General features: G+C 68.4%; 16 protein-coding genes. 5 read left to right on the top strand and 11 right to left on the bottom strand.

Going from position 1 to position 19,484, the window contains the following annotated elements:
- Nucleotides 1-4: 4 nt before the first annotated feature.
- Together ASE43_RS12175 and ASE43_RS12170 are read right to left on the bottom strand one after the other, a co-directional pair.
- Nucleotides 5-1,738, bottom strand: a complete 1,734-nt coding sequence (locus ASE43_RS12175) for a phosphoenolpyruvate carboxykinase (GTP) (RefSeq protein ID WP_235568709.1) — start codon at nucleotides 1,736-1,738, stop codon at nucleotides 5-7.
- A 96-nt stretch (nucleotides 1,739-1,834) separates the two neighbouring features.
- On the bottom strand, nucleotides 1,835-2,425 hold the full coding sequence (locus tag ASE43_RS12170) for a TetR/AcrR family transcriptional regulator (RefSeq protein ID WP_056179647.1): 591 nt from the start codon (nucleotides 2,423-2,425) through the stop codon (nucleotides 1,835-1,837).
- A gap of 227 nt (nucleotides 2,426-2,652) precedes the next feature.
- Between ASE43_RS12170 and ASE43_RS12165 the strand changes: the two genes are divergently transcribed.
- From ASE43_RS12165 to ASE43_RS12155, 3 genes are all read left to right on the top strand, one after another.
- Nucleotides 2,653-5,130, top strand: coding sequence for an acyl-CoA dehydrogenase (locus ASE43_RS12165; RefSeq protein ID WP_056179644.1), 2,478 nt, complete (start codon nucleotides 2,653-2,655; stop codon nucleotides 5,128-5,130).
- Between the two features lie 162 nt (nucleotides 5,131-5,292).
- Nucleotides 5,293-5,760: a hotdog fold domain-containing protein gene (locus tag ASE43_RS12160; protein WP_057160618.1), complete on the top strand. Its 468-nt coding sequence runs from the start codon at nucleotides 5,293-5,295 to the stop codon at nucleotides 5,758-5,760.
- Between the two features lie 82 nt (nucleotides 5,761-5,842).
- Nucleotides 5,843-6,220 carry a hypothetical protein gene (locus ASE43_RS12155; protein WP_057160617.1) on the top strand — a complete coding sequence of 126 codons (378 nt, stop codon included), beginning with the start codon at nucleotides 5,843-5,845 and terminating at the stop codon, nucleotides 6,218-6,220.
- Between the two features lie 296 nt (nucleotides 6,221-6,516).
- Here the strand turns inward: ASE43_RS12155 and ASE43_RS12150 are convergent, their stop codons facing one another.
- From ASE43_RS12150 to ASE43_RS12130, 5 genes are read right to left on the bottom strand one after another with little or no spacing between them, the layout of a single operon-like run.
- A complete protein-coding gene (locus tag ASE43_RS12150) occupies nucleotides 6,517-6,870 on the bottom strand; it encodes a DUF1304 domain-containing protein (RefSeq protein WP_056179636.1) in 354 nt (117 codons plus the stop codon).
- Nucleotides 6,871-6,926: 56 nt separating this feature from the next.
- Nucleotides 6,927-7,526: a DUF922 domain-containing protein gene (locus ASE43_RS12145; RefSeq protein WP_082607241.1), complete on the bottom strand. Its 600-nt coding sequence runs from the start codon at nucleotides 7,524-7,526 to the stop codon at nucleotides 6,927-6,929.
- A 21-nt stretch (nucleotides 7,527-7,547) separates the two neighbouring features.
- Nucleotides 7,548-8,435, bottom strand: a complete 888-nt coding sequence (locus ASE43_RS12140; protein ID WP_082576507.1) for a metallophosphoesterase — start codon at nucleotides 8,433-8,435, stop codon at nucleotides 7,548-7,550.
- Nucleotides 8,432-9,574, bottom strand: a complete 1,143-nt coding sequence (locus ASE43_RS12135; RefSeq protein ID WP_082607240.1) for an NAD-dependent epimerase/dehydratase family protein — start codon at nucleotides 9,572-9,574, stop codon at nucleotides 8,432-8,434. Before ASE43_RS12135 ends, ASE43_RS12140 begins: the two co-directional genes overlap by 4 nt.
- On the bottom strand, nucleotides 9,571-10,905 hold the full coding sequence (locus ASE43_RS12130; RefSeq protein WP_057160677.1) for an MFS transporter: 1,335 nt from the start codon (nucleotides 10,903-10,905) through the stop codon (nucleotides 9,571-9,573). The genes ASE43_RS12135 and ASE43_RS12130 overlap by 4 nt, the downstream gene beginning before the upstream one ends.
- 259 nt (nucleotides 10,906-11,164) lie before the next feature.
- Between ASE43_RS12130 and ASE43_RS12125 the strand changes: the two genes are divergently transcribed.
- Nucleotides 11,165-12,751: a choline dehydrogenase gene (locus tag ASE43_RS12125; protein ID WP_057160676.1), complete on the top strand. Its 1,587-nt coding sequence runs from the start codon at nucleotides 11,165-11,167 to the stop codon at nucleotides 12,749-12,751.
- Between the two features lie 86 nt (nucleotides 12,752-12,837).
- Here the strand turns inward: ASE43_RS12125 and ASE43_RS12120 are convergent, their stop codons facing one another.
- From ASE43_RS12120 to ASE43_RS12110, 3 genes are all read right to left on the bottom strand, one after another.
- The gene (locus ASE43_RS12120) at nucleotides 12,838-13,101 is read right to left on the bottom strand and encodes a hypothetical protein (RefSeq protein WP_162258786.1); all 264 of its coding nucleotides are present in this window, start codon (nucleotides 13,099-13,101) and stop codon (nucleotides 12,838-12,840) included.
- Between the two features lie 888 nt (nucleotides 13,102-13,989).
- Nucleotides 13,990-15,885: a M48 family metallopeptidase gene (locus ASE43_RS12115; RefSeq protein WP_057160614.1), complete on the bottom strand. Its 1,896-nt coding sequence runs from the start codon at nucleotides 15,883-15,885 to the stop codon at nucleotides 13,990-13,992.
- Between the two features lie 121 nt (nucleotides 15,886-16,006).
- On the bottom strand, nucleotides 16,007-16,600 hold the full coding sequence (locus ASE43_RS12110; protein WP_057160613.1) for a LemA family protein: 594 nt from the start codon (nucleotides 16,598-16,600) through the stop codon (nucleotides 16,007-16,009).
- A 72-nt stretch (nucleotides 16,601-16,672) separates the two neighbouring features.
- On the opposite strand from ASE43_RS12110, the gene ASE43_RS12105 reads away from it, so the two are divergent.
- Entirely contained in the window at nucleotides 16,673-18,070 is a 1,398-nt protein-coding gene (locus ASE43_RS12105) for a serine hydrolase domain-containing protein (RefSeq protein ID WP_057160612.1), read from the top strand.
- Between the two features lie 738 nt (nucleotides 18,071-18,808).
- Here ASE43_RS12105 and ASE43_RS21295 read toward each other — a convergent pair.
- Nucleotides 18,809-19,234 carry a histone gene (locus ASE43_RS21295; protein WP_082576505.1) on the bottom strand — a complete coding sequence of 142 codons (426 nt, stop codon included), beginning with the start codon at nucleotides 19,232-19,234 and terminating at the stop codon, nucleotides 18,809-18,811.
- Nucleotides 19,235-19,484 lie beyond the last annotated feature (250 nt).

The raw sequence follows: 19,484 nt of genomic DNA, 5'->3' as shown, positions 1-19,484 counted from the left end.
GGTCTCAGCGGGCCAATGCGGCGGCGATGCGTTGCTGTTCGTCCTTCAGCGCCTGCGGCATACGCGGACCGTACTCGTCCAGGTAACCGCCGATACTGTCGAACTCGGCGCTCCAGCCGGCATGGTCGAAGCCGAACAGCTTGGCCCGCGCTTCGTCGGACAGGCTGACGCCGTCGAGATTGAGATCGCCCGGCGCCGGCAAATGGCCGATCGGCGTTTCCACCGCGCCGGCCTCGCCCTTGACGCGTCCGATCATCCACTCCAGCACGCGCAGGTTGTCGCCGAAGCCCGGCCACAGGAACTTGCCGTCGTCGCCCTTGCGGAACCAATTGACGTGGAAAACCTTGGGCAGCTGGGCCTGGGCGCCGTCGAACGACAGCCAATGGCTGAAGTAATCGGCGAAGTTGTAGCCGCAGAACGGCTTCATCGCCATCGGATCGCGGCGCATCACGCCGACCGCACCGGTCGCGGCGGCGGTGGTTTCCGAGCCCATCGCGGCGCCGACCAGCACGCCGTGGGTCCAGTCGCGCGCTTCGAACACCAGCGGCACCAGCGAGGCGCGGCGGCCGCCGAACACGATCGCCGAGATCGGCACGCCCTGGGCGTCCTCGGCCTTGTCCGAATAGCTCGGGCACTGCTTGGCCGACACCGTGAAGCGCGAGTTCGGATGCGCGGCCGGGCCCTTGGCCGGATCGTAGGGATTGCCGCGCCAGTCGGTGACCGGGGTCTGGCCGTTGTCCAGGCCTTCCCACCAGGGCTGGCCGTCGGCGGTGACGCCGACGTTGGTGAAGATGGTGTCGTGCTGGATCGTCGCCAGCGCGTTCGGGTTCGACTTGCTCGAGGTGCCCGGGGCGACGCCGAAGAAACCGGCTTCCGGATTGATCGCGTACAGGCGGCCGTCGGCGCCGGGGCGCATCCAGCAGATGTCGTCGCCGACCGTCCACACCTTCCAGCCGGCGTCGCGATAGCCCTGCGGCGGAATCAGCATCGCCAGATTGGTCTTGCCGCAGGCCGAGGGGAACGCGGCGGCGACGTAATGGGTCTCGCCCTGCGGGTTCTCGATGCCCAGGATCAGCATGTGCTCGGCCAGCCAGCCTTCGCTGCGCGCCTGATGCGAGGCGATGCGCAGGGCGTGGCACTTCTTGCCGAGCAGGGCGTTGCCGCCGTAGCCGGAGCCGAACGACTTGATCGTCAGTTCCTCGGGGAAATGCATGATGAAACGACGCTCGGGATCGAGCTCGCCGATCGAATGCAGACCGCGTACGAACGCCCCCTCGCGCTCGATCCGCGCCAGCGCCGGCGCGCCCATGCGGGTCATGATGCGCATGTTGGCGACCACGTAGGGGCTGTCGGTGATCTCCACGCCGCAACGCGACAGCGGCGAATCGATCGGGCCCATGCAGTACGGGATCACGTACAGGGTGCGGCCGCGCATGCAGCCGGCGTACAACGCGTCCATCTTGGCGTGCGCCTCGGCCGGCGCCATCCAATGATTGTTCGGACCGGCGTCCTCGGGCGAGCGCGTGCACACGAAGGTCAGGTGCTCCACGCGCGCCACGTCGTCCGGATGCGAGCGGTGCAGATAGCTGCCCGGATGGGTCTGCTCGTTGAGCTGCTCCAGGGTGCCGTCGGCGAGCATGCGCTCGATCAGCGCGGCGTTTTCCGCATCGCTGCCGTCGCACCACTGGATGCGGTCGGGACGGGTCAGGGCCGCGACCTGCGCGACCCACTCGTTCAATGCGGCTAACCGGCTGCCTGCGCTCCCCAGCGCGGGCGCAGTCGGTACGTCTTTGGAAATGGCATTCACGGCAAGGGCCTCCAGCCGGGGGACTGTTTAAGAGTTAGGGATGAGCGTGGCCATCATGTGCTCGACATAGGCCTCGAATTCGTCGTGCTGCATCCGCGTCTGGTGCAACTGCAGATTGAGCTGCAGGAAACCGACGTAGGCGGCGTACAGCAGTCGCGCGCGATGTTGCGCATCGGTGCGGCTGAGTCCGGCCTGGCGGAAGGATGCGGTCAGATAGTCCAATCGGCGCTCGGAGACGCGGCCGATCACCGGCTGCACGGCCGGATGGTCCAGCGCCTTGAGCAGCTCGGAATAGATGATGTGCGACTTGACCTCGTGGGCGACGAGGTGGAACAGCGAGCGCAAACGCTGGCGCGGATCGGGGATCGGTTCGAGCTGACCGAACACGGTCTCCTGCTCGACTTTCTCCCAACGCTCCAGCGCCGCGACCAGCAAGGCGTCGCGCGACGGGAAATGCCAGTAGAAGCTGCCTTTGGTGACGCCGAGCCTGCGCGCAAGGGGTTCGACCGCGACCGCGGCCACGCCCTGTTCGGCGATCAGGTCTAGGGCGGCCTGCGCCCAATCGTCGGCGCTCAGGCGGCCGTTGCGTTCTTGCTTGGTCTGGACGGGCTGGCTCATGGATGACAAGTGTAACCATACGCCACCGACGGGAACAGTATGCACCGCAGCATCGGCGAGTTGACAGCGGCCGGGGAACCTTACCATACTCGTGCGTATGTTGAGCGTTTGATGCTGGCGTTTGAACGCGGCGCGGCCCGCAAGCCCACGCGCTAAGGCACTCGCATCACGCCCGCCCGACTAGCCTGAGCCTAGCCAACACGTCGTAATACCGCTGGAGCGTCGCCATGAGCATCGCCATTCCCTTCCTCGCTTTCCTCCTTGTTGGTGCGATCGCCGCCTACCACCGGCTGCGTCTGCCGGTCTGGGCCGCCCTCACCGCGACCGTGCTGGTCGCGTGCTGGCTGTTCGGCGCCAATCCGATCGCGACCATCGTCGCGGCCGCGATCGTGGCCCTGATCGCAGTGCCGCTGCTGATCCCGCAGATCCGCCTGCCGCTGATCACCAAGCCGCTGCTGGGCTTCTACACCAAGATCCTGCCGCCGCTGTCGGAAACCGAGCGCACCGCGCTGGAAGCCGGCACGGTCGGTTTCGAGGGCGAACTGTTCTCGGGCAAGCCGGACTGGGACGCGCTGCTGTCGCAGCCCAAGCCCGAGCTGAGCGCCGAGGAACAGGCCTTCCTCGACGGTCCGGTCGAAGAGCTGTGCAAGATGACCAACGACTGGGAAATCACCCACGTCTACGCCGATCTGCAGCCGGAACTGTGGGACTACATCAAGAAGAACAAGTTCTTCGGTCTCAACATTCCCAAGGAGTTCGGCGGCCTGGGCTTCAGCGCGCTGGCCAACCACAAGGTGATCCAGAAGCTGGCCTCGGTGTCGAGCGTGGTCAGTTCCACCGTCGGCGTGCCCAACTCGCTGGGCCCGGCCGAGCTGCTGATGCACTACGGCACCCAGGAGCAGAAGGAACACTACCTGCCGCGCCTGGCCGACGGCCGCGAAGTGCCCTGCTTCGGCCTGACCGGTCCCTGGGCCGGCTCCGACGCCACCTCGATTCCGGACTACGGCATCGTGACCATGGGCGACTGGAACGGCGCGCGCGTGGTCGGCGTCAAGCTCACCTTCGACAAGCGCTACATCACCCTGGCGCCGGTCGCGACCCTGATCGGCCTGGCCTTCCGCATGTACGACCCGGACGGCCTGATCGGCGACAAGCGCGACATCGGCATCACCCTGGCGCTGCTGCCGCGCGACACCGCCGGCGTCGAAGTCGGCCGCCGCCACTTCCCGCTCAACAGCACCTTCCAGAACGGCCCCATCCACGGCAAGGAAGTGTTCATCCCGCTCAGCCAGCTGATCGGCGGCGAAGCCTATGCCGGCAAGGGCTGGCAGATGCTGGTCGAGTGTCTGTCGATCGGCCGCTCGATCACCCTGCCCTCCACCGGCAGCGGCGGCGCCAAGATGGGCGCGATCGTGACCGGCGCCTACGCGCGCATCCGCAAGCAGTTCGGCCTCTCGGTCGGCCGCTTCGAAGGCGTCGAGGAAGCGCTGGCGCGCATCGCCGGCCATGCCTACGCGGTCAGCGCGCTGTCGCAGGCCACCGCCGCGGCGGTCGCGCGCGGCGAAAACCCGGCCGTGCCCTCCACCATCGCCAAGTACCACTGCACCGAGATGGCGCGCGAAGTCGCCAAGGACGTGATGGACATCCACGGCGGCAAGGGCATCATCCTGGGCCCGAAGAACTACGCCGGCCGCAACTGGCAGGCGCTGCCGATCATGATCACGGTCGAGGGCGCCAACATCATGACGCGCTCGCTGATGATCTTCGGCCAGGGCGCGATCCTGTGCCATCCGTGGGTGCTCAAGGAAATGAAGGCAGCGATGCTGCCCGACAAGAAGGAAGCCCTGCGCGAGTTCGACAAGAACCTGTTCGGCCACATCGGCTTCGCGATTTCCAACGCGGTGCGCAGCTGGTGGTACGGCTTCACCGGCTCGCGCATCGGCGCCGCCCCGGGCGACAGCTACACCCGCCGCTACTACCGCAAGCTCAACCGCTATTCGGCGACGCTGGCGGTGATGGCCGACACCTCGATGCTGCTGCTGGGCGGCAAGCTCAAGTTCAAGGAGTCGCTGTCCGGGCGCCTGGGCGACGTGCTCAGCCAGCTCTACATCGCCAGCAGCATGCTCAAGCGCTACGAGGACCAGGGCCGTCCGGTCGGCGACCAGCCGCTGCTGGCCTGGGCCTTCCACGACGCCGTGCACAAGATCGAGCTGGCGCTGTCGGGCGCGCTGCGCAACTTCCCGATCCGTCCGGTCGGCTGGCTGCTGTGGGCGCTGATCTTCCCGTGGGGCCGCCGCGCGCAGGCGCCCAGCGATCGCCTGGGCCACCGCGCCGCGGCGCTGCTGATGTCGCCCAACGATGCCCGCGACCGTCTCGCCGAGGGTGTGTTCACCACGCCTTGCGCGAACAACCCGGCCGGCCGCATCAACAGCTACCTGCAGAAAGTGATCCTGGCCGAGCCGGTGGAGCGCAAGTTCCTCAAGGCGCTCAAGAACAGCGACATCGAAGCGCTGGACTTCCCCAGCCAGCTCGACGAGGGCGTGCGCGAGGGTTGGATCACCGCCGAAGAGCGCAAGCAGCTGGAAGAACTGCGCGAGATGACGATCGATGCGATCAGCGTCGACGACTTCGACGCCGAAGAGCTGCGCTCGGCCGGTTACCGCGGCCTGCACGACCACGGCCACGACGCGCGCGCCGCGGCCTGACGCGGGCGCCGGCGTGCAACGCCACCACGCATGATCGCGACGGCGGGCCCTCGGGCCCGCCGTTTTCGCATGCGGCGGCGAGATGCGCCTGGCCGCCCACCCCATCGATGCAGCGCGCGTCGCCGTTCGACACGACGAACGCGCCCCAGCGGAAATCCCGACATGAGCAGCAACGTCCTCGCCCTCTACCGCAAGTTCGAACGCATGCCCGCCGGGCGCTGGCTGTTCTCGCGCGCGGTCTGTCTGAAGGCGCCCTACTTCGCCAGCATCTCGCCGCGCTTCGTGGCGCTGGAGCCGGGCCGCTGCGAAGCGACCCTGCGCCACCGCCGCCGCGTCACCAACCACCTCGGCACCGTGCACGCGATCGCGCTGTGCAACCTGGCCGAACTCACCGCCGGGGTCATGACCGACGCCACGATCCCGCCGAGCATGCGCTGGATCCCCAAGGGCATGACGGTCGAGTACCTGAAGAAGGCCACCGGCACCATGCACGGCATCGCCACGCCGGATATCCCGGTGGTCGAAGCCGCGTCCGGCTACGACCTGCCGGTCAGCGTGGTGGTCAACAACGAGGCCGGCGAAGCGGTGTTCCGCGCCCGCATCGCGATGTGGGTGTCGCCGCGCAAGTGAGCGCGATTCCCGGTCGTCCGATGCGGGACATTCGGTCGATGGCGGCACAATCCGCGCCGCGGGCATCGGCTAGAGTGCGGCCATGAGCGCGCATACCTGGATCTGGCTGGGCGGCCTGCACAGCCTGGCTTTCGCCGGCTTCCACCTGGCGTTCTGGAAACTGTTCCGCTGGCGAGACACGCTGAAGACCGCGACCGTGGCCGATCGCGCGATCCTGCAGATCCTCAACCTGCGCCTGATCTACGTATTCCTGGGCGTGGCCGTGCTGTGCTTCTTCTACACCGACGAATTGCAGACCAGCGCGCTAGGGCATGCCGTGCTGGCCGGCATGTCCTTGTTCTGGGTCGGACGCACGATCGAGCAGTTCGTGTTCCTGCGCATCAACCGGTCGCTGGTGCATGCGCTGACCGCGCTGTTCGTGCTGGGCGCGGTGGTGTTCGCGATGCCGTTGCTGGGTTGACGGGTTCGCAGGCCGAACCATCGCCCTTTTGCACATCATTCCCGCCAAGGCGGGCTCCGCTCTGCTTTGGCTGAACCGAACATCCAGCGCCTTGGGCGAGTTCGCAACGTGTCGAACCACGCCCGCTGAAGTCGCTGGATTCCCGCTTTCGCGGGAATGACGAAGCGGAGCATTCGCAGGGCGGTGGAATAAGGCATCGCGGGCCGACCTGGCGCGCGAAGCGGCGCGCCTGCCGCCTATCGCCTGCCGCCTATCGCCTGCCGCCTATCGCCTGCCGCATCGCTCGACGGGCCCGATCAACCCGCCAGATACAGCGCCGCGATCGCGGCCAGCGCCGGCACCGCCTGCACGAAGAAGATGCGGCGGTTGACCGTGGCCGCGCCGTAGACTCCGGCCACCACCACGCAGCCCAGGAAGAACAGCGCCACGTCGCGGCGGCCGCCGGCCGCGGCCCAGATCAGGCCGGCGGCGAGGAAACCGTTGTACAAGCCCTGATTGGCCGCGAGCACCTTGGATTGCTCGGCCTTCTCGCGCGACTGGCGGAACACCTTCAAGCCGGCGGGCTGGGTCCACAGGAACATCTCCAGGACCAGGAAGCCGGCGTGCAGCGCGGCGACCAGCAGGATCAGCGAGACGGCGAGCAAGGACATGGCGACTCCGACGAGGTTGTATCCGGCCTAGTCTAGGGCCGGAACCGGCCGCGCGCTCAAGGCCGCAGCTGCACGCCCTGGCGCAGGCCGAACTCGGTCTGCGCGTCGTAGCGACGGGTCAGGCCGGTGTAGCGCCGCAGCTGCGCGCGCGCGGCATCGTCCAGCGCGCGCCGCAGCAGTTTGCAGTCGGGCGCCGATCGCCGCGCCAGCATCGCGTCGCGCACCGCGATCACCGCTTCGCGGCCGTGCTGGACGTGGCCGGCCTCGTGCGCTTGCAGGCTTTTGTAGAAGCGCCGCCACTCGCGCGCCAAATCGCTGTCGACGCGCGCGCCGCTCCACTCCGGCAGGGTGGTCACGATCTCGGCGCCCACCGTCACCGAGATCAGTTCGCAGCGGTCGCGCCGCGGCAGCGACTGATAGGTCCAGGTCACGTTCCAATCGGTGCTGCCGGCCAGGCGGCGCCCGCCGTAGGCGTGCTGCGGGCCGTACTGGCGCATCTGCCCGGCCAGCTCCAGCGCGCTGCGCCCGAAGATGCGGTAGGTCGCGATGCGCTCCTCGATCGAGACCTCGGCGGTCGGCGCGTCCTGCGCGGCGCAAGGCAGCGCCAGCGCCCACAACGCCATCGTCCATCGCCACGCGCGTCCGCCTGCGGCCATGCCTCAGCGCTCCTCGTCGTGCTAACGACAGGCCCGGTCGCGATCGCGGCCCTGCCCGCACAGATGCAGCCTGGAAATCTCCGGCGGCACGCCGAAGCGGATCGGCAGGATGCTGGTGCCGATGCCCTGTGTCACGAACAACTGCCGCCCGCCCTCTACGAAATGCCCGACCGGATACGCGCCGTCGGCCTCCTTCCACAAACCCGGCCGCCCCAGCAGCGGAAACGCGATCTGGCCGCCGTGGGTATGCCCGGCCACCACCAGCGACGCGCGCGCGGGCATGCGCCGGAACACCAGCGGATTGTGCGTGATCGCCAGGGCCGGGGCTTGGTCATGGATTGCGGAAAACGCGCGCGCGACGTCGTGCGGCGCCTCCAGCAGATCGCCCACGCCGACCATCCACAGGCGGCAGCGGCCCAGCCTTACTTCCCGCGCCTGGTCCTCCAGCACCACCACCCCGGCCGACTCCAGCGCGCGCCGCACGCGCTCGCCGTCCTTCCACCAATCGTGGTTGCCCAGCACGGCATACACCGGCTTGCGCGCGGTCAGCGGCTTGAGGTGCTCGGCGACGGTCTCGGCGGGGATGTAGGTGCCCAGGAACACGCTCAGGATCACGTAGTCGCCGGCCATCAGCACCGCCTGCGCATCGCTGGCCGCGAGCCGCGCGACCAGGCGGTCGAACTGCTCCACGCCGTTGCGCGGCGAGCCCACGTGCAGGTCGGACACCAGATCCACGCGCAGGCCGTCGCATTCGCGCGGCCAGTTCGGCAGCGCGAACGCGTAGTCGCGTTGGGTCAGCGACCCGGGCTCGATCACGCAACCCCAGACCGCGAAGCTCAGCACCAGCAGGGCGAGGATGCGCGCGCTCCAGCGCGGCCGCCACATCCACCGCCGGCGCGGCGCGCTCATCCCGCCTTGGACTTGGCCTGTGCGTGCCAGGCCGCCAGCACTTCGGCCTCGCGCGCGGCGGACAGGCCAGCCTTGGGCTTGGCGCGGCGTTCGGCGGGCAGGCCGCGCCAGTACGCGAGAGTGTCGCGCACGGTGTCGGGCAGCGGCCGGTAACGCAGGCCCGCGGCCTGGGCCTTGGCGCTGCTGATGCGGCCGAAACCGGCGTACTCGCCCTGCGCCGGAATCCACACCGGCATGTCCTGCCAGGGCCCGACCTTCTGCGCTTCCAGGAATGCCGCCGGCACCCAGGTCACGCTGGATTTCGGCGCCTGCATCCGGCCCGCGACCTGCTGGCAGGTGCTCAGCAGCTCGCCCATGCTCAACTTGCCGGCCGGTGCGTCGGCGTTGTAGATGCCGACATTGCGCTGCTCCAGCGTGCGCAGCAGAAAGGCCGCCAGATCGCGCACGTCGATGAACTGGGTCGGATCCTGCGCGCTGCCCGGCGCCAGGATCTCGCCGCCGCGGTCGGCGCGCGCCGGCCAATAGGTGAAACGGTCGGTGGTGTCGCCGGGGCCGACGATCAGGCCCGGCCGCACCACGGTCACGCGGCCCGGCATTTGCGCTTCGGCGGCGCGCTCGCACAGCGCCTTGAGGCCGCCGTAAGTCTCGCCGGTCACCTCGGTCACCTTGGGATCGGCCAGCTGCGCCAGCGGCGCGCTCTCGTCCTGATTGGGGGTATCGGTCTTGGCGTAGACCGAGATGGTCGACACCAGCAGGTACTGGCCCACGCGCGATCCCAGCAGTTGGGTCGAGCGGGTCACGTCGGCCGGCAGATAGGCCGAGGTGTCGAGCACCGCGTCCCAGCGGCGTTCGCCTTCCAGCGCCTTCATGTCGGTCTTGCGGTCGCCGTGCAGCTGTTCGATGTCGCGAAAATCTTCGCCCGAGAAACGCTCCGGGTTGGTCTTGCCGCGGTTGAACAGGGTCAGCGTATGCCCGGCCTTGCGCGCGGCCTCGACGAAGTGCGGGCCGAGAAAACCGGTACCGCCCATGACCAGGATCTTCAGCGCCTTCGGGCGCAGCTTGGTACGCGCGAATGCGGGCAAGGCCAGCAGGCTGGCGCCGGCGAGGCCGGCAACGAGAAAGTCGCGGCGGTCGGTCATCGGTCGGTCCCCGGCGTGGTGGCGTCGACCGGCAGCGTGCGCTGGGCGCGGATCACCCGCCATGCGCCGAAGGTCATGCCCAGGGCCACGCCGATGCCGGCCATGAACACCATGCGCGTGCCGAACACGGCCAGCGCCTTGTGCAGCCAGACGAAGGTCAGGTCGCCGGCGCGGTAGACCACGGTGTCGATCACCGCCTTGGCCTTGTAGCGCGACTCGCGGTCGACCCGCGTGTAGATCGTCTCGCGGCCCGGCTTGGCCAGCGAGAACTCGCCCGCGCGCGTGGCCACCTGCACGATCGCCACCAGCAACGGCAGCGGCGACAACGCCAGCAGCGCGTAGCCGAACAGGATCGCGAACGCCGGCACCAGCAGGGTCGGCGCCACGCCCCAGCGCCGCAGCAGGAAGCGCGTGAGCAGCAGCTGCACCAGGATGGTGGTGCCGTTCACGAAGCCGTCGATGATCGAGTAGTAGCGCGCCGCCGCCTGCGCGTTCGGGTAGAACTGCTTCACGATCGCGGCCTGTTCGTTGTACAGCAGCGTGCCCACGCCGACGCCGAAGAACATCACCAGCGCCAGCGCGCGCAGCACCGGCCGCTGCCAGACCAGCTTCAGGCCAGCCAGCACCGAGCCGCCCATCGCGACTTCGCCGCTGGCCGCGCCGGTGACCTGCTCGCGCCGGATCGCCCACACCCGCAGGCGCAGGATGCACAGCAGGCACAGGCCCAGGAACGCCGCCGACACCAGCAGCAGGTTGGCCACGCCCAGGCGTCCGACCAGCAGCCCGGTGATCAGCGGCCCGACCAGCGCGCCGATCGTGCCGCCGGCGCCGATGTAGCCGTACACGCGCTTGGCGTGCTCGTGATCGAACACGTCGGCCATGAAGCTCCAGAACACCGTGACCGCGAACAGGTTGAACACCGCGACCCAGACGAAGAACAACGCGCCGCGCCCGGGCAGTTCGCGGTGGAAGGCCCAGTAGAAGCCGATCAGGCAGGCCACGAAGATCAGATACACCACCGGCAGGAACACCCGCCGCGGGAAGCGCGACACCAGCGCGCCGTAGATCGGCTGCAGCGCCAGCATCGCCAGGAAGGTGCAGGTGAACAACACCTGCAGGGTGAATTCCTTCAACGACACGCCATGGCTCAGGGCCCAGGCGATCAGGCCGGGCGGGAACACGGTCTCGATGTCCCCCGAAGCGCCCATCGCGTCGCGCACCGGGCGCAACACGTAGTAGCCGCAGAGCAGGCTGAAGAAGTACAGCAGCGACCACAGCAGCGGCGGCGACTCGGCCACGGCGGCGCGGAAACGGCCCCAGCGGCCCGCCATCGCGGCCGCGCCGCTGGCGGGGTCGGCGGCGGCGCGGACCGGATCAGTCACGCCCGCGGCCTTGCGGTCGGCGGCGGCCGGGGATCGGCTGGCGGGGGTCGCGCGTCATGTCCTCGCTCCCGTGCGCGCTGGCCGGCACGTGCTGGCGGAACGTTAGCCCAAGCCGCCTTACCCCGCCAGCGCGGCGAACCGGAGCGATTGGGAGCATTTGCTCTAATCGCCGGGCTTACGGTCGCCCGGTCACAGACAGGGCGTGGGCGTGTACGACTACATCATCATCGGTGCCGGCTCGGCCGGCTGCGTGCTCGCCAATCGCCTTAGCGAAGACCCCGACACCAAGGTGTTGCTGCTCGAGGCCGGGCCGCGCGATCGCCACCCCTTCATCCACATGCCCGCGGGCCTGGCCAAGCTGGTCGGCAAGAAGGGCGTGAACTGGGATTACGACACCGCGCCCGAGCGCGAGCTCAACGACCGCACCCTGTGGTGGCCGCGCGGCAAGGTCCTGGGCGGGTCGAGCTCGATCAACGCCATGTGCTACATCCGCGGCGTGTCCGGCGACTACGACGACTGGTCGGCCCAGGGCGCCAGCGGCTGGGACTGGAAGACGGTACTGCCCTACTTCCGCCGCTCCGAGCGCAACAGCCGCGGCGACGACGCCCTGCACGGCGCCAACGGCCCGCTGTACGTGTCCGACCTGCGCTACGCCAACCCGCTGTCGCAGGTGTTCATCGAGGCCGGGCGCGAGGCCGGCTACGCCGCCAACCGCGACTTCAACGGCCCCGCGCAACAGGGCTTCGGTTTCTACCAGGTCACCCAGAAGAACGGCGCGCGCTGCTCCAGCGCGGTCGCCTACCTGGACCCGGCGCGCGAACGCCACAACCTGACCATCGTCACCGGCGCCCAGGTCAACCGCATCACCTTCGACAAAGGCCGCGCCAGCGGTGTGATCTACACCGCCGGCGGCCAGGCCTTCCATCAGGAGGTCTCGCGCGAGGTCCTGCTCAGCGGCGGCGCGATCAATTCGCCGCAGCTGCTGATGCTGTCCGGCGTCGGCCCGGCCGCGCAGTTGCGCAAGCTCGGCATCGACGTGGTCGCCGACGTCGGCCAGGTCGGCGAGAACCTGCAGGACCATCTCGACATCTGCACCCTGCAACACTCGACCCAGCGCGTCACGTACGACCGCGTCAGCGATGTGCGCATCGCCTTCGACTACTACCTGCGCGGCCACAGCGGCCCCGGCAGCAGCAACATCGCCGAGGCCGGCGCCTTCGTGCGCTCGGCGCTGGCGCCGGACGAGCGCGCCGACATCCAACTGCACTTCGTACCGGCCATGCTCGACGACCATGGCCGCCGCCGCCTCGTCGGCGATGGCTACACCCTGCACGCCTGCTTCCTGCGTCCGCGCAGCCGCGGCCGCATCTCGCTGGTCAGTGCGCGCGCGTCCGACAAGGCGCGCATCGAGGCGCGTTACCTGACCGACCCGGAAGGTTTCGACCTGAAGATGATGCTGGAGTGCGCCAAGCTCTCGCGCGAGGTGTTCGCGCAGAAAGCCTTCGATGCCTACCGCGGCGCGCCGATTTTCCCGCCGCGCAACGACTACAGCGATGCCGAGCTGATCGAGTTCATCCGCGAGAAGGCCGAGACCGTCTACCACCCGGTCGGCACCTGCCGCATGGGCAGCGATGAGGCCTCGGTGGTCGACCCGCAGCTGCGCGTGCGCGGCGTCGAAGGCCTGCGCGTGGTCGACGCCTCGGTGATGCCCACCCTGATCGGCGGCAACACCAACGCGCCGACCATGATGATCGCCGAGCGCGCCGCGGATTTGATCCGCGGGCGTACGCAGTAACAGCGCGATGGCGGGCCGGAGCCCGCCATCGCGCTAAACCGAAGACCGTAGCGCGGCCACCGCGGGCCCAAGCCCGCGACAAGCCCTTACATCTCGACGATCGGCCCGTTCGGATCCGGCTCGGGCGGACAGCCGTTGCTCGCCGTGCAGATGCCTACCAGACGCCAGGCACCGCCGCGGCACTGGTAGTAGTAGCCCGGATCGACCGGATGATCGTAGGGCACCAGGAACATATGCCCCTCCGTTTCCGCGGTGCACACATAAGTCGGTTCCGCCGCGACCGGAGCGGCCAACAGCATCGCACCGACGAACAGCGCCAACCCCACGCGTTTTGCAGCCCTTCCTTTCATTGCGGTTTCCTCCATTGAAAGCCGCTGAACATCGTCCCTACCGGGCAACGAAAGCGCTCGCTCCTACTGACAGACAGCCCCAGCGAACCGCTCAGGGAGGCAGCGGCGGCCTCCGCACGCTAGTCGGAGCCACACGCTAGCAGATTCCACTGGCCGGTCAGAAGCACGGTGCAACGCCCCCGCTGCCGCACGCCCCAACGCCGGCGCCCGCTGCCACTGCGGTTGCGGTTGCGGTTGCGGTTGCGGTTGCGGTTGCCGTTGCCGTTGCCGTTGCCGTTGCCGTTGCCGCGGCATTCAAATCCAAAAGCCCCGCACTCACACGACCAACCGTAGACCCGAAGGGCGGCGCGCAGGACGCGCGCCGTTTTTCGAATGGACAGGGATGTCCATTCGAAAAATCCCGGCGCAAGCCTCGAACTCGCAGGGGAGGGTTGGTCNAGGGCGGCGCGCAGGACGCGCGCCGTTTTTCGAATGGACAGGGATGTCCATTCGAAAAATCCCGGCGCAAGCCTCGAACTCGCAGGGGAGGGTTGGTCACGCCAGCCCTTCTCTTTGGTTACTTTCTCTTGGGCTAGCAAGAGAAAGTGACCCGCATGCGCAGCAGGCGGAAGCCGTTGACCTTCGGCCAGAAAAGACGAAAGCAAAGCAAAAGCAAATCCTCCCCAACCCTCCTTTTTCAAAGGAGGGAGCTAGGAGCAAGAGCCTGCCGGCGTTCACCCGTGCACGAACCTGCGGTTCGTAAGCCGCACGGCTTCACCCTTTTCCAAAGGAGGGAGCTAAAGGCAAAGGAGGGAGTCACAGGCGGACTTGCGTGCAGGAGGACGCTAAAGGCACTGGATCCCCGCCTTCGCGGGGATGACGAGCAAAAAAAGCAACTGGCGAACGCTTTCAGGCCTTGGCCAACATCGCCGGCAACGGACAATGCAACACCGCGCAGATCGTGCGCAGCAACTCCGCCTCCGCCACCGCCACCCGGTTGTCGTGGCTGATCGCCGCGGTCACCGCCTCCACCAGCGACTGCTTGGCCAACGGATCCAGCGCATCCAAGGCCTCCCACACCCGATCCAAGGCCAACACCCCGTCCGCGGGAGGCGCATAGGGGCGGTGCTCCTGCGGCAGAATGCGTTGCAGACCGGCCAGATACGCGCGCTGCGCCAACGTCGCATCGGCGTGACCGCTCTGCGCGACCACCGCCAACAACGTCGCCAGCTCGGCCGCCACCGCCTGCGGCTTGCGCCGCCCGAAGCGCGCATGCCGCGACGGATCCAACGACTCGGTCACCTGCACCGTCAGCAAACGCGCCAGGCAGTATTCGAACAGCGAGACCCGGCCGTCGGCGTTGACCGCCGCCTGCACCGCGTCCATGAACGCATCCAGCTGCGGCCGCGGGCGCAAACGCAGCACCGGGAAAGCCAGCGAGGCCAACGGCAGGCGCAGCATCGGATGCAGGCCGACCAGCGACCGCGCGCGCAGATCGCGCGCCGCATCGGCCAGCTCCGGACCCAGGCGCGCGGCGATCTCGTAATGCTGGCGCGCGGCGATCCGCGCGTCCTCGTCCAGCAGCAGGGCTAGCAGCAGCGGCACCACCGCGTCGCGCTGGGTTGCCAGCGCGCGCAGCGCATCGGGCAGGCTGGCGACGATGCTATCGGCGCGGCGATAGTCGTCGGCGCCGGGATGCGCGACCTGGGCCGCGACCATCGGTGGCGTCAGCGCATGCTGGCTGTCGCTCCGCGGCAGCGGCGGTGGCTGGGCCGGATCGGCCAGGCCCATCGCACGGTCCTCGTCCAGCCCCTGCGGCGGTTCGATCGCCCAACGACGCGTCAGCCCTTCGAGCTGGTCGGCGCGGAACGACGGTTCGAGCGCGCGGATGCGTTCCAGCAAGGGCGGATGGGTCGCGAACCAACCGCTGAAGCCCACGCCATCGCCGAACAGCATGTGGCTGACCTCTTCGGCGTCGGCGCGGTCGTTGAGCTTGGCGCCCTCGTGCAGGCCGCCGATCTTTTTCAGCGCGCCGGCCAGGCCCGAGGTCTGGCGGGTGAACTGCACCGCCGAGGCGTCGGCCAGACGCTCGCGGCTGCGGCTCACGCTGGCCTTGATCATGCGGCCGAAGAACAGGCCCACGTAGCCCACCAGCATCGCCACCAGCGCCGCGACCAGGACCGCGCCCACGCCCTTGCTGCTGCGCCCGCCACCGCGCCCGCCTTCGAGGATCTTGCGGCCGATGATGGCCAGCATCAGGATCCCGAACAACACGCCGATCAGGCGGACGTTGAGGCGCATGTCGCCGTTGAGGATGTGGCTGAACTCGTGCGCGATCACGCCTTGCAGCTCGTCGCGATTGAGCCGGTCCAGCGCGCCGCGCGTCACCGCCACCACCGCGTCGGACGGCGAGTAGCCGGCCGCGAAGGCGTTGATCGCGGCTTCGTGTTCGAGCACGTATAGCTTGGGCACCGGCACGCCGGAGGCGATCGCGATTTCCTCGACCACGTTGCGCAGGCGGCGCAAATTCAGATCCTGGGTATCCTCGGGCACCGCCGTGCCGCCCATCTGCAGGGCGACCGATTCGCCGCCGCCGCGCAGGCTGGAGATGCGGTACAGCGAGCCCAGCGCGATCACGCCGATCGTGCCCAGCGTGGCCAGGCTCAGCAGGCCGGGATGCGCGCCGGCGAATATCAGCACCGCCAGATCCACCGCCAGCACGATGCCGAGCACGGCCACGCCGAACAGCAACACCAGCCGGGTCGACGTACGCCGGGCTTGCGCCTGGTGTTCGAAGAAATTCATTGCGGACGGGTATAGGGAATGATGAATGGGGAATCGAAAAGAGCGACGGCGACATCGCCGCGGTACCACCGCCTCATCGGCTCTGGCGATTCCCTATTCACCATTCCCGATTCCCGGCTTGTCAGAACCGCACCTTCGGCGCTTCGCGCATTTCGGCGCGGTCGGCCGGGATCTCCAGCAGCGCGGCGGCGGCGAAATTGAACATGCCGGCGACCACGCTGGAGGGGAAGATCTCGCGCCGATTGTTGTAGGCCATGACCGAGTCGTTATAGGCCTGCCGCGCGAACGCGACCTTGTTCTCGGTGCTAGTCAGCTCCTCGGTGAGCTGCATCATGTTCTGGTTGGCCTTGAGGTCCGGATAGGCTTCCGAGACCGCGAGCAAACGACCCAGCGCCCCATTCAGCTGGCCCTGGCTCGCCGCCAGCTGCTCCATCGCCGCCGGATCGCCCGGGTTGGCCTTGGCCGCGGCCAGGCCGGACACGGCCGCGCCGCGGGCCGCGATCACCGCTTCCAGGGTCTCGCGTTCATGGCTCAGATAGCCCTTCACCGTCTCCACCAGATTCGGGATCAGGTCGAAGCGCCGCTGCAGCTGCACGTCGATCTGGGCGAAGGCGTTTTTATAGGCGTTCCGGGACGTCACCAGGGCGTTGTAAATGCCTACGACCCAAACTGCGACGATCACCACTAAAGCCAACAAAATCAGAATGCTGAACATGGTTGTTCCCCAATCCCCTTAGATCGGCGCTATGATCGAACGCAACCCCAGCATACGCAGGCGCTGCGACCGATGAAAGACGAGCCGAACCCGCGGTCGCGACGCATCTTCTGGCGCGTGGCTAGCCTAGCCGGACTGCTCACGCTCACCCTCGGTTCGGCCGCGCAGACCTCGTTGCGCTGGAACCCGCCGACGAATGCGCAGGCCACCAACGCGCACGCCGCACAGGGTCTGCCGCAGCCGGTATCGACCCAGGTCATGCGACGCGGCAACATCATGCCGCTAGCCTCGGGCTTCGACGTGCAACAGTTCGAAGGCATGGCCCAGCAACTGGTCGCCAACCAGCGCGTGCCCGGCCTGGCCATGGCGATCGTGCACAACGGCCGCATCCTCAGCGCGCGCGGCTACGGCATCACCGACGTGCGCGCGGCCGAGCCGGTCGACGCCCACACCGTGTTCCGCCTGGCCTCGCTGTCCAAGGGCGTGGCCGCGACCATGGCCGGCGTGCTGGTCAACGACGGCACCCTGCGCTGGGACAGCAAGCTGGTCGACTACATGCCCGGCTTCCAACTGGTCGATCCCTATGCCGCGCAGCAGATCACCGTCGCCGACCTGCTCAGCCATCGCGTCGGCCTGACCCACAACACCTACGACCGCGACCTCGAGAACTACACCGACTACCGCACGCTGACGCAGAAGCTGGCCTACGCGCCGATGTCCTGCCAGCCCGGTACCTGCTACGGCTACCAGAACATCGCCTTCAGCCTGATCGGCGACGTGGTGTTCGCGGCTACCGGCGATTTCTACAGTCAGGAAGTGCAGCGCCGCTTGTTCAAGCCCCTGGGCATGAACGATGCCAGCCTCGGCCTGGAAGGCATCACCGCCAGCGCGCGCTGGGCGCGTCCGCACGTGCGTGCGCGCGGCGGCTGGACCTCGGTGACGCCGAAGCCGACCTACTACCAGCTGCCGCCGGCCGCGGGCGTCAACGCCAGCGCAAGCGACATGGCGCAGTGGCTGCTCGCCCAGACCGGGCATCGTCCCGACGTGCTGCCGGCGCCGCTGCTGGCGACCTTGCACCAGCCGCTGGTCGAAACGCCCGGCGAAACCCGCGGCTCGGCCTGGCGCCGTTCGCGCGTGAGCTCGGCCGGTTACGCCCTGGGCTGGCGCGTGTACGACTACGCCGGCCACCAACTCGTGTTCCATGGCGGCGCGGTGCAGGGTTATCGCGGCCTGGTCGCGCTGCTGCCCGAACGCGACCTGGGCATCGCCGTGCTCTGGAACAGCGAGAGCGCCCTGCCCTCCGGCCTGCTGCCGACCATCCTCGACCGCGCGATCGGCTTGTCGCCCGAGCGCTGGCTCGACGTCGACTTCGACGACCCGACCCTGTACGTCGACGCCGGCACCAGCGGCCGTCCGCCGGCCAACCCGCCGGGCAGCGAAGCCTCCACGGCCACCGCCGCGCCGCGCTAAGCGGCGCGCCGCGTTCTTCCCTATCCAGTCGCTGCGCGCAAGCGCGGCGGCGTTTGCGCGCGCGCCAGCGACGGCGCGAGGCCAAGGGCGATGCGTCGAGCCTCACGCCCTTGCGCCGCTCGTAGGATGCGGTGACAACCGCATCGGCGCGGGGTACCGGGGTGGCGCGATGGTGCGGTTCGCCTGCGGCTCACCACACCCTACGGCGAACGTAGCCGCGCGGGCGGATCGGACGGGGCTCGTAGGATGCGGTGGCAACCGCATCGGCGCGGTGCGTCGGGGTGGCGCGATGGTGCGGTTCGCCTTCGGCTCACCACACCCTACGGCGTGCGGAGGCGAGCGTGGCTGCGCGCGCGGATCGRACGGGCTCGTAGGATGCGGTGGCAACCGCATCGGCGCGGWGCGTCGGGGTGGCGCGAYGGTGCGGTTCGCCTGCGGCTCACCACACCCTACGGCGCATGGGCGTCGATGATTCTGGCGCGCGCGAAGGCGATGGCGAGGCGCGGTCGGCGGGAACGGCGAGGCCGCGATCCACGGTCGGCAGGCCGGCGGCAGCGGTGCGCGCGCCTACGGCAGCCATCGAACGCCAGAGCCAGGGTCTCTCATCGGCGCTGCCTCGGGCGTCGTCCTGCTCCGCCGGTCGACACGGGCCCGCAGAACTTTCGGGGGCCCAAATAAAAAACTCTCCCCCCGCCTGGGCTGCGGGGAGAGAGCGGGATTACGGCTATCGGGGCTTTATTAGATCAGCGGAGCCGGGGTTGCCGGCAGGGCCGTCGCGGCCGGCTTGCGAGCCGACTTCTTCGAGGCCTTCTTCGCTTTCTTGGCAGGCTTCTTGGCAGCCTTCTTAGCAGCCTTCTTGGCAGCCTTCTTAGCAGGCTTCTTGGCTACCTTCTTAGCGGCCTTCTTGGTCGCCTTCTTGGCGGCCTTCTTAGCCGGCTTCTTGGCTACCTTCTTAGCAGCCTTCTTGGCGGCCTTCTTAGCAGGCTTCTTGGCTACCTTCTTCGCGGCCTTCTTGGCCGGCTTCTTGGCGACCTTCTTAGCGGCCTTCTTCGCCGGCTTCTTGGCTACCTTCTTCGCAGCCTTCTTGGCGGCCGGCTTCTTGGCGACCTTCTTCGCAGCCTTCTTGGCGGCGGGTTTCTTCTTCGCAGCTTTCTTCGTGGCCATGTGATGGCTCCTCGTCAGTGGTTGATCAGCGATTGATCAGGGGTATTGCCGGTTTTAAAGCCCAGTTGAACCAGAGCCGCGGGAGTCGGACCCGCGAGCAGCCGCCGACGCGCGGAGCGTGCCGGTACGGATTCTTCGACGCGGTCCCCGGGGGCGGGAACGCGTCCGGCCGCGTACGGCGGCCAAACAAAAACCCGATCCGCGCAGGGCGAACCGGGTCGTATGGGGTGCGACGCCGACGGGGCCGAGA

The sequence above is a fragment of the Lysobacter sp. Root983 genome, from assembly GCF_001429345.1.
GTDB lineage: Bacteria > Pseudomonadota > Gammaproteobacteria > Xanthomonadales > Xanthomonadaceae > Lysobacter.
Note: the sequence above shows the minus strand (reverse complement) of the source record. Positions and strands in the feature narration are given on the sequence as shown.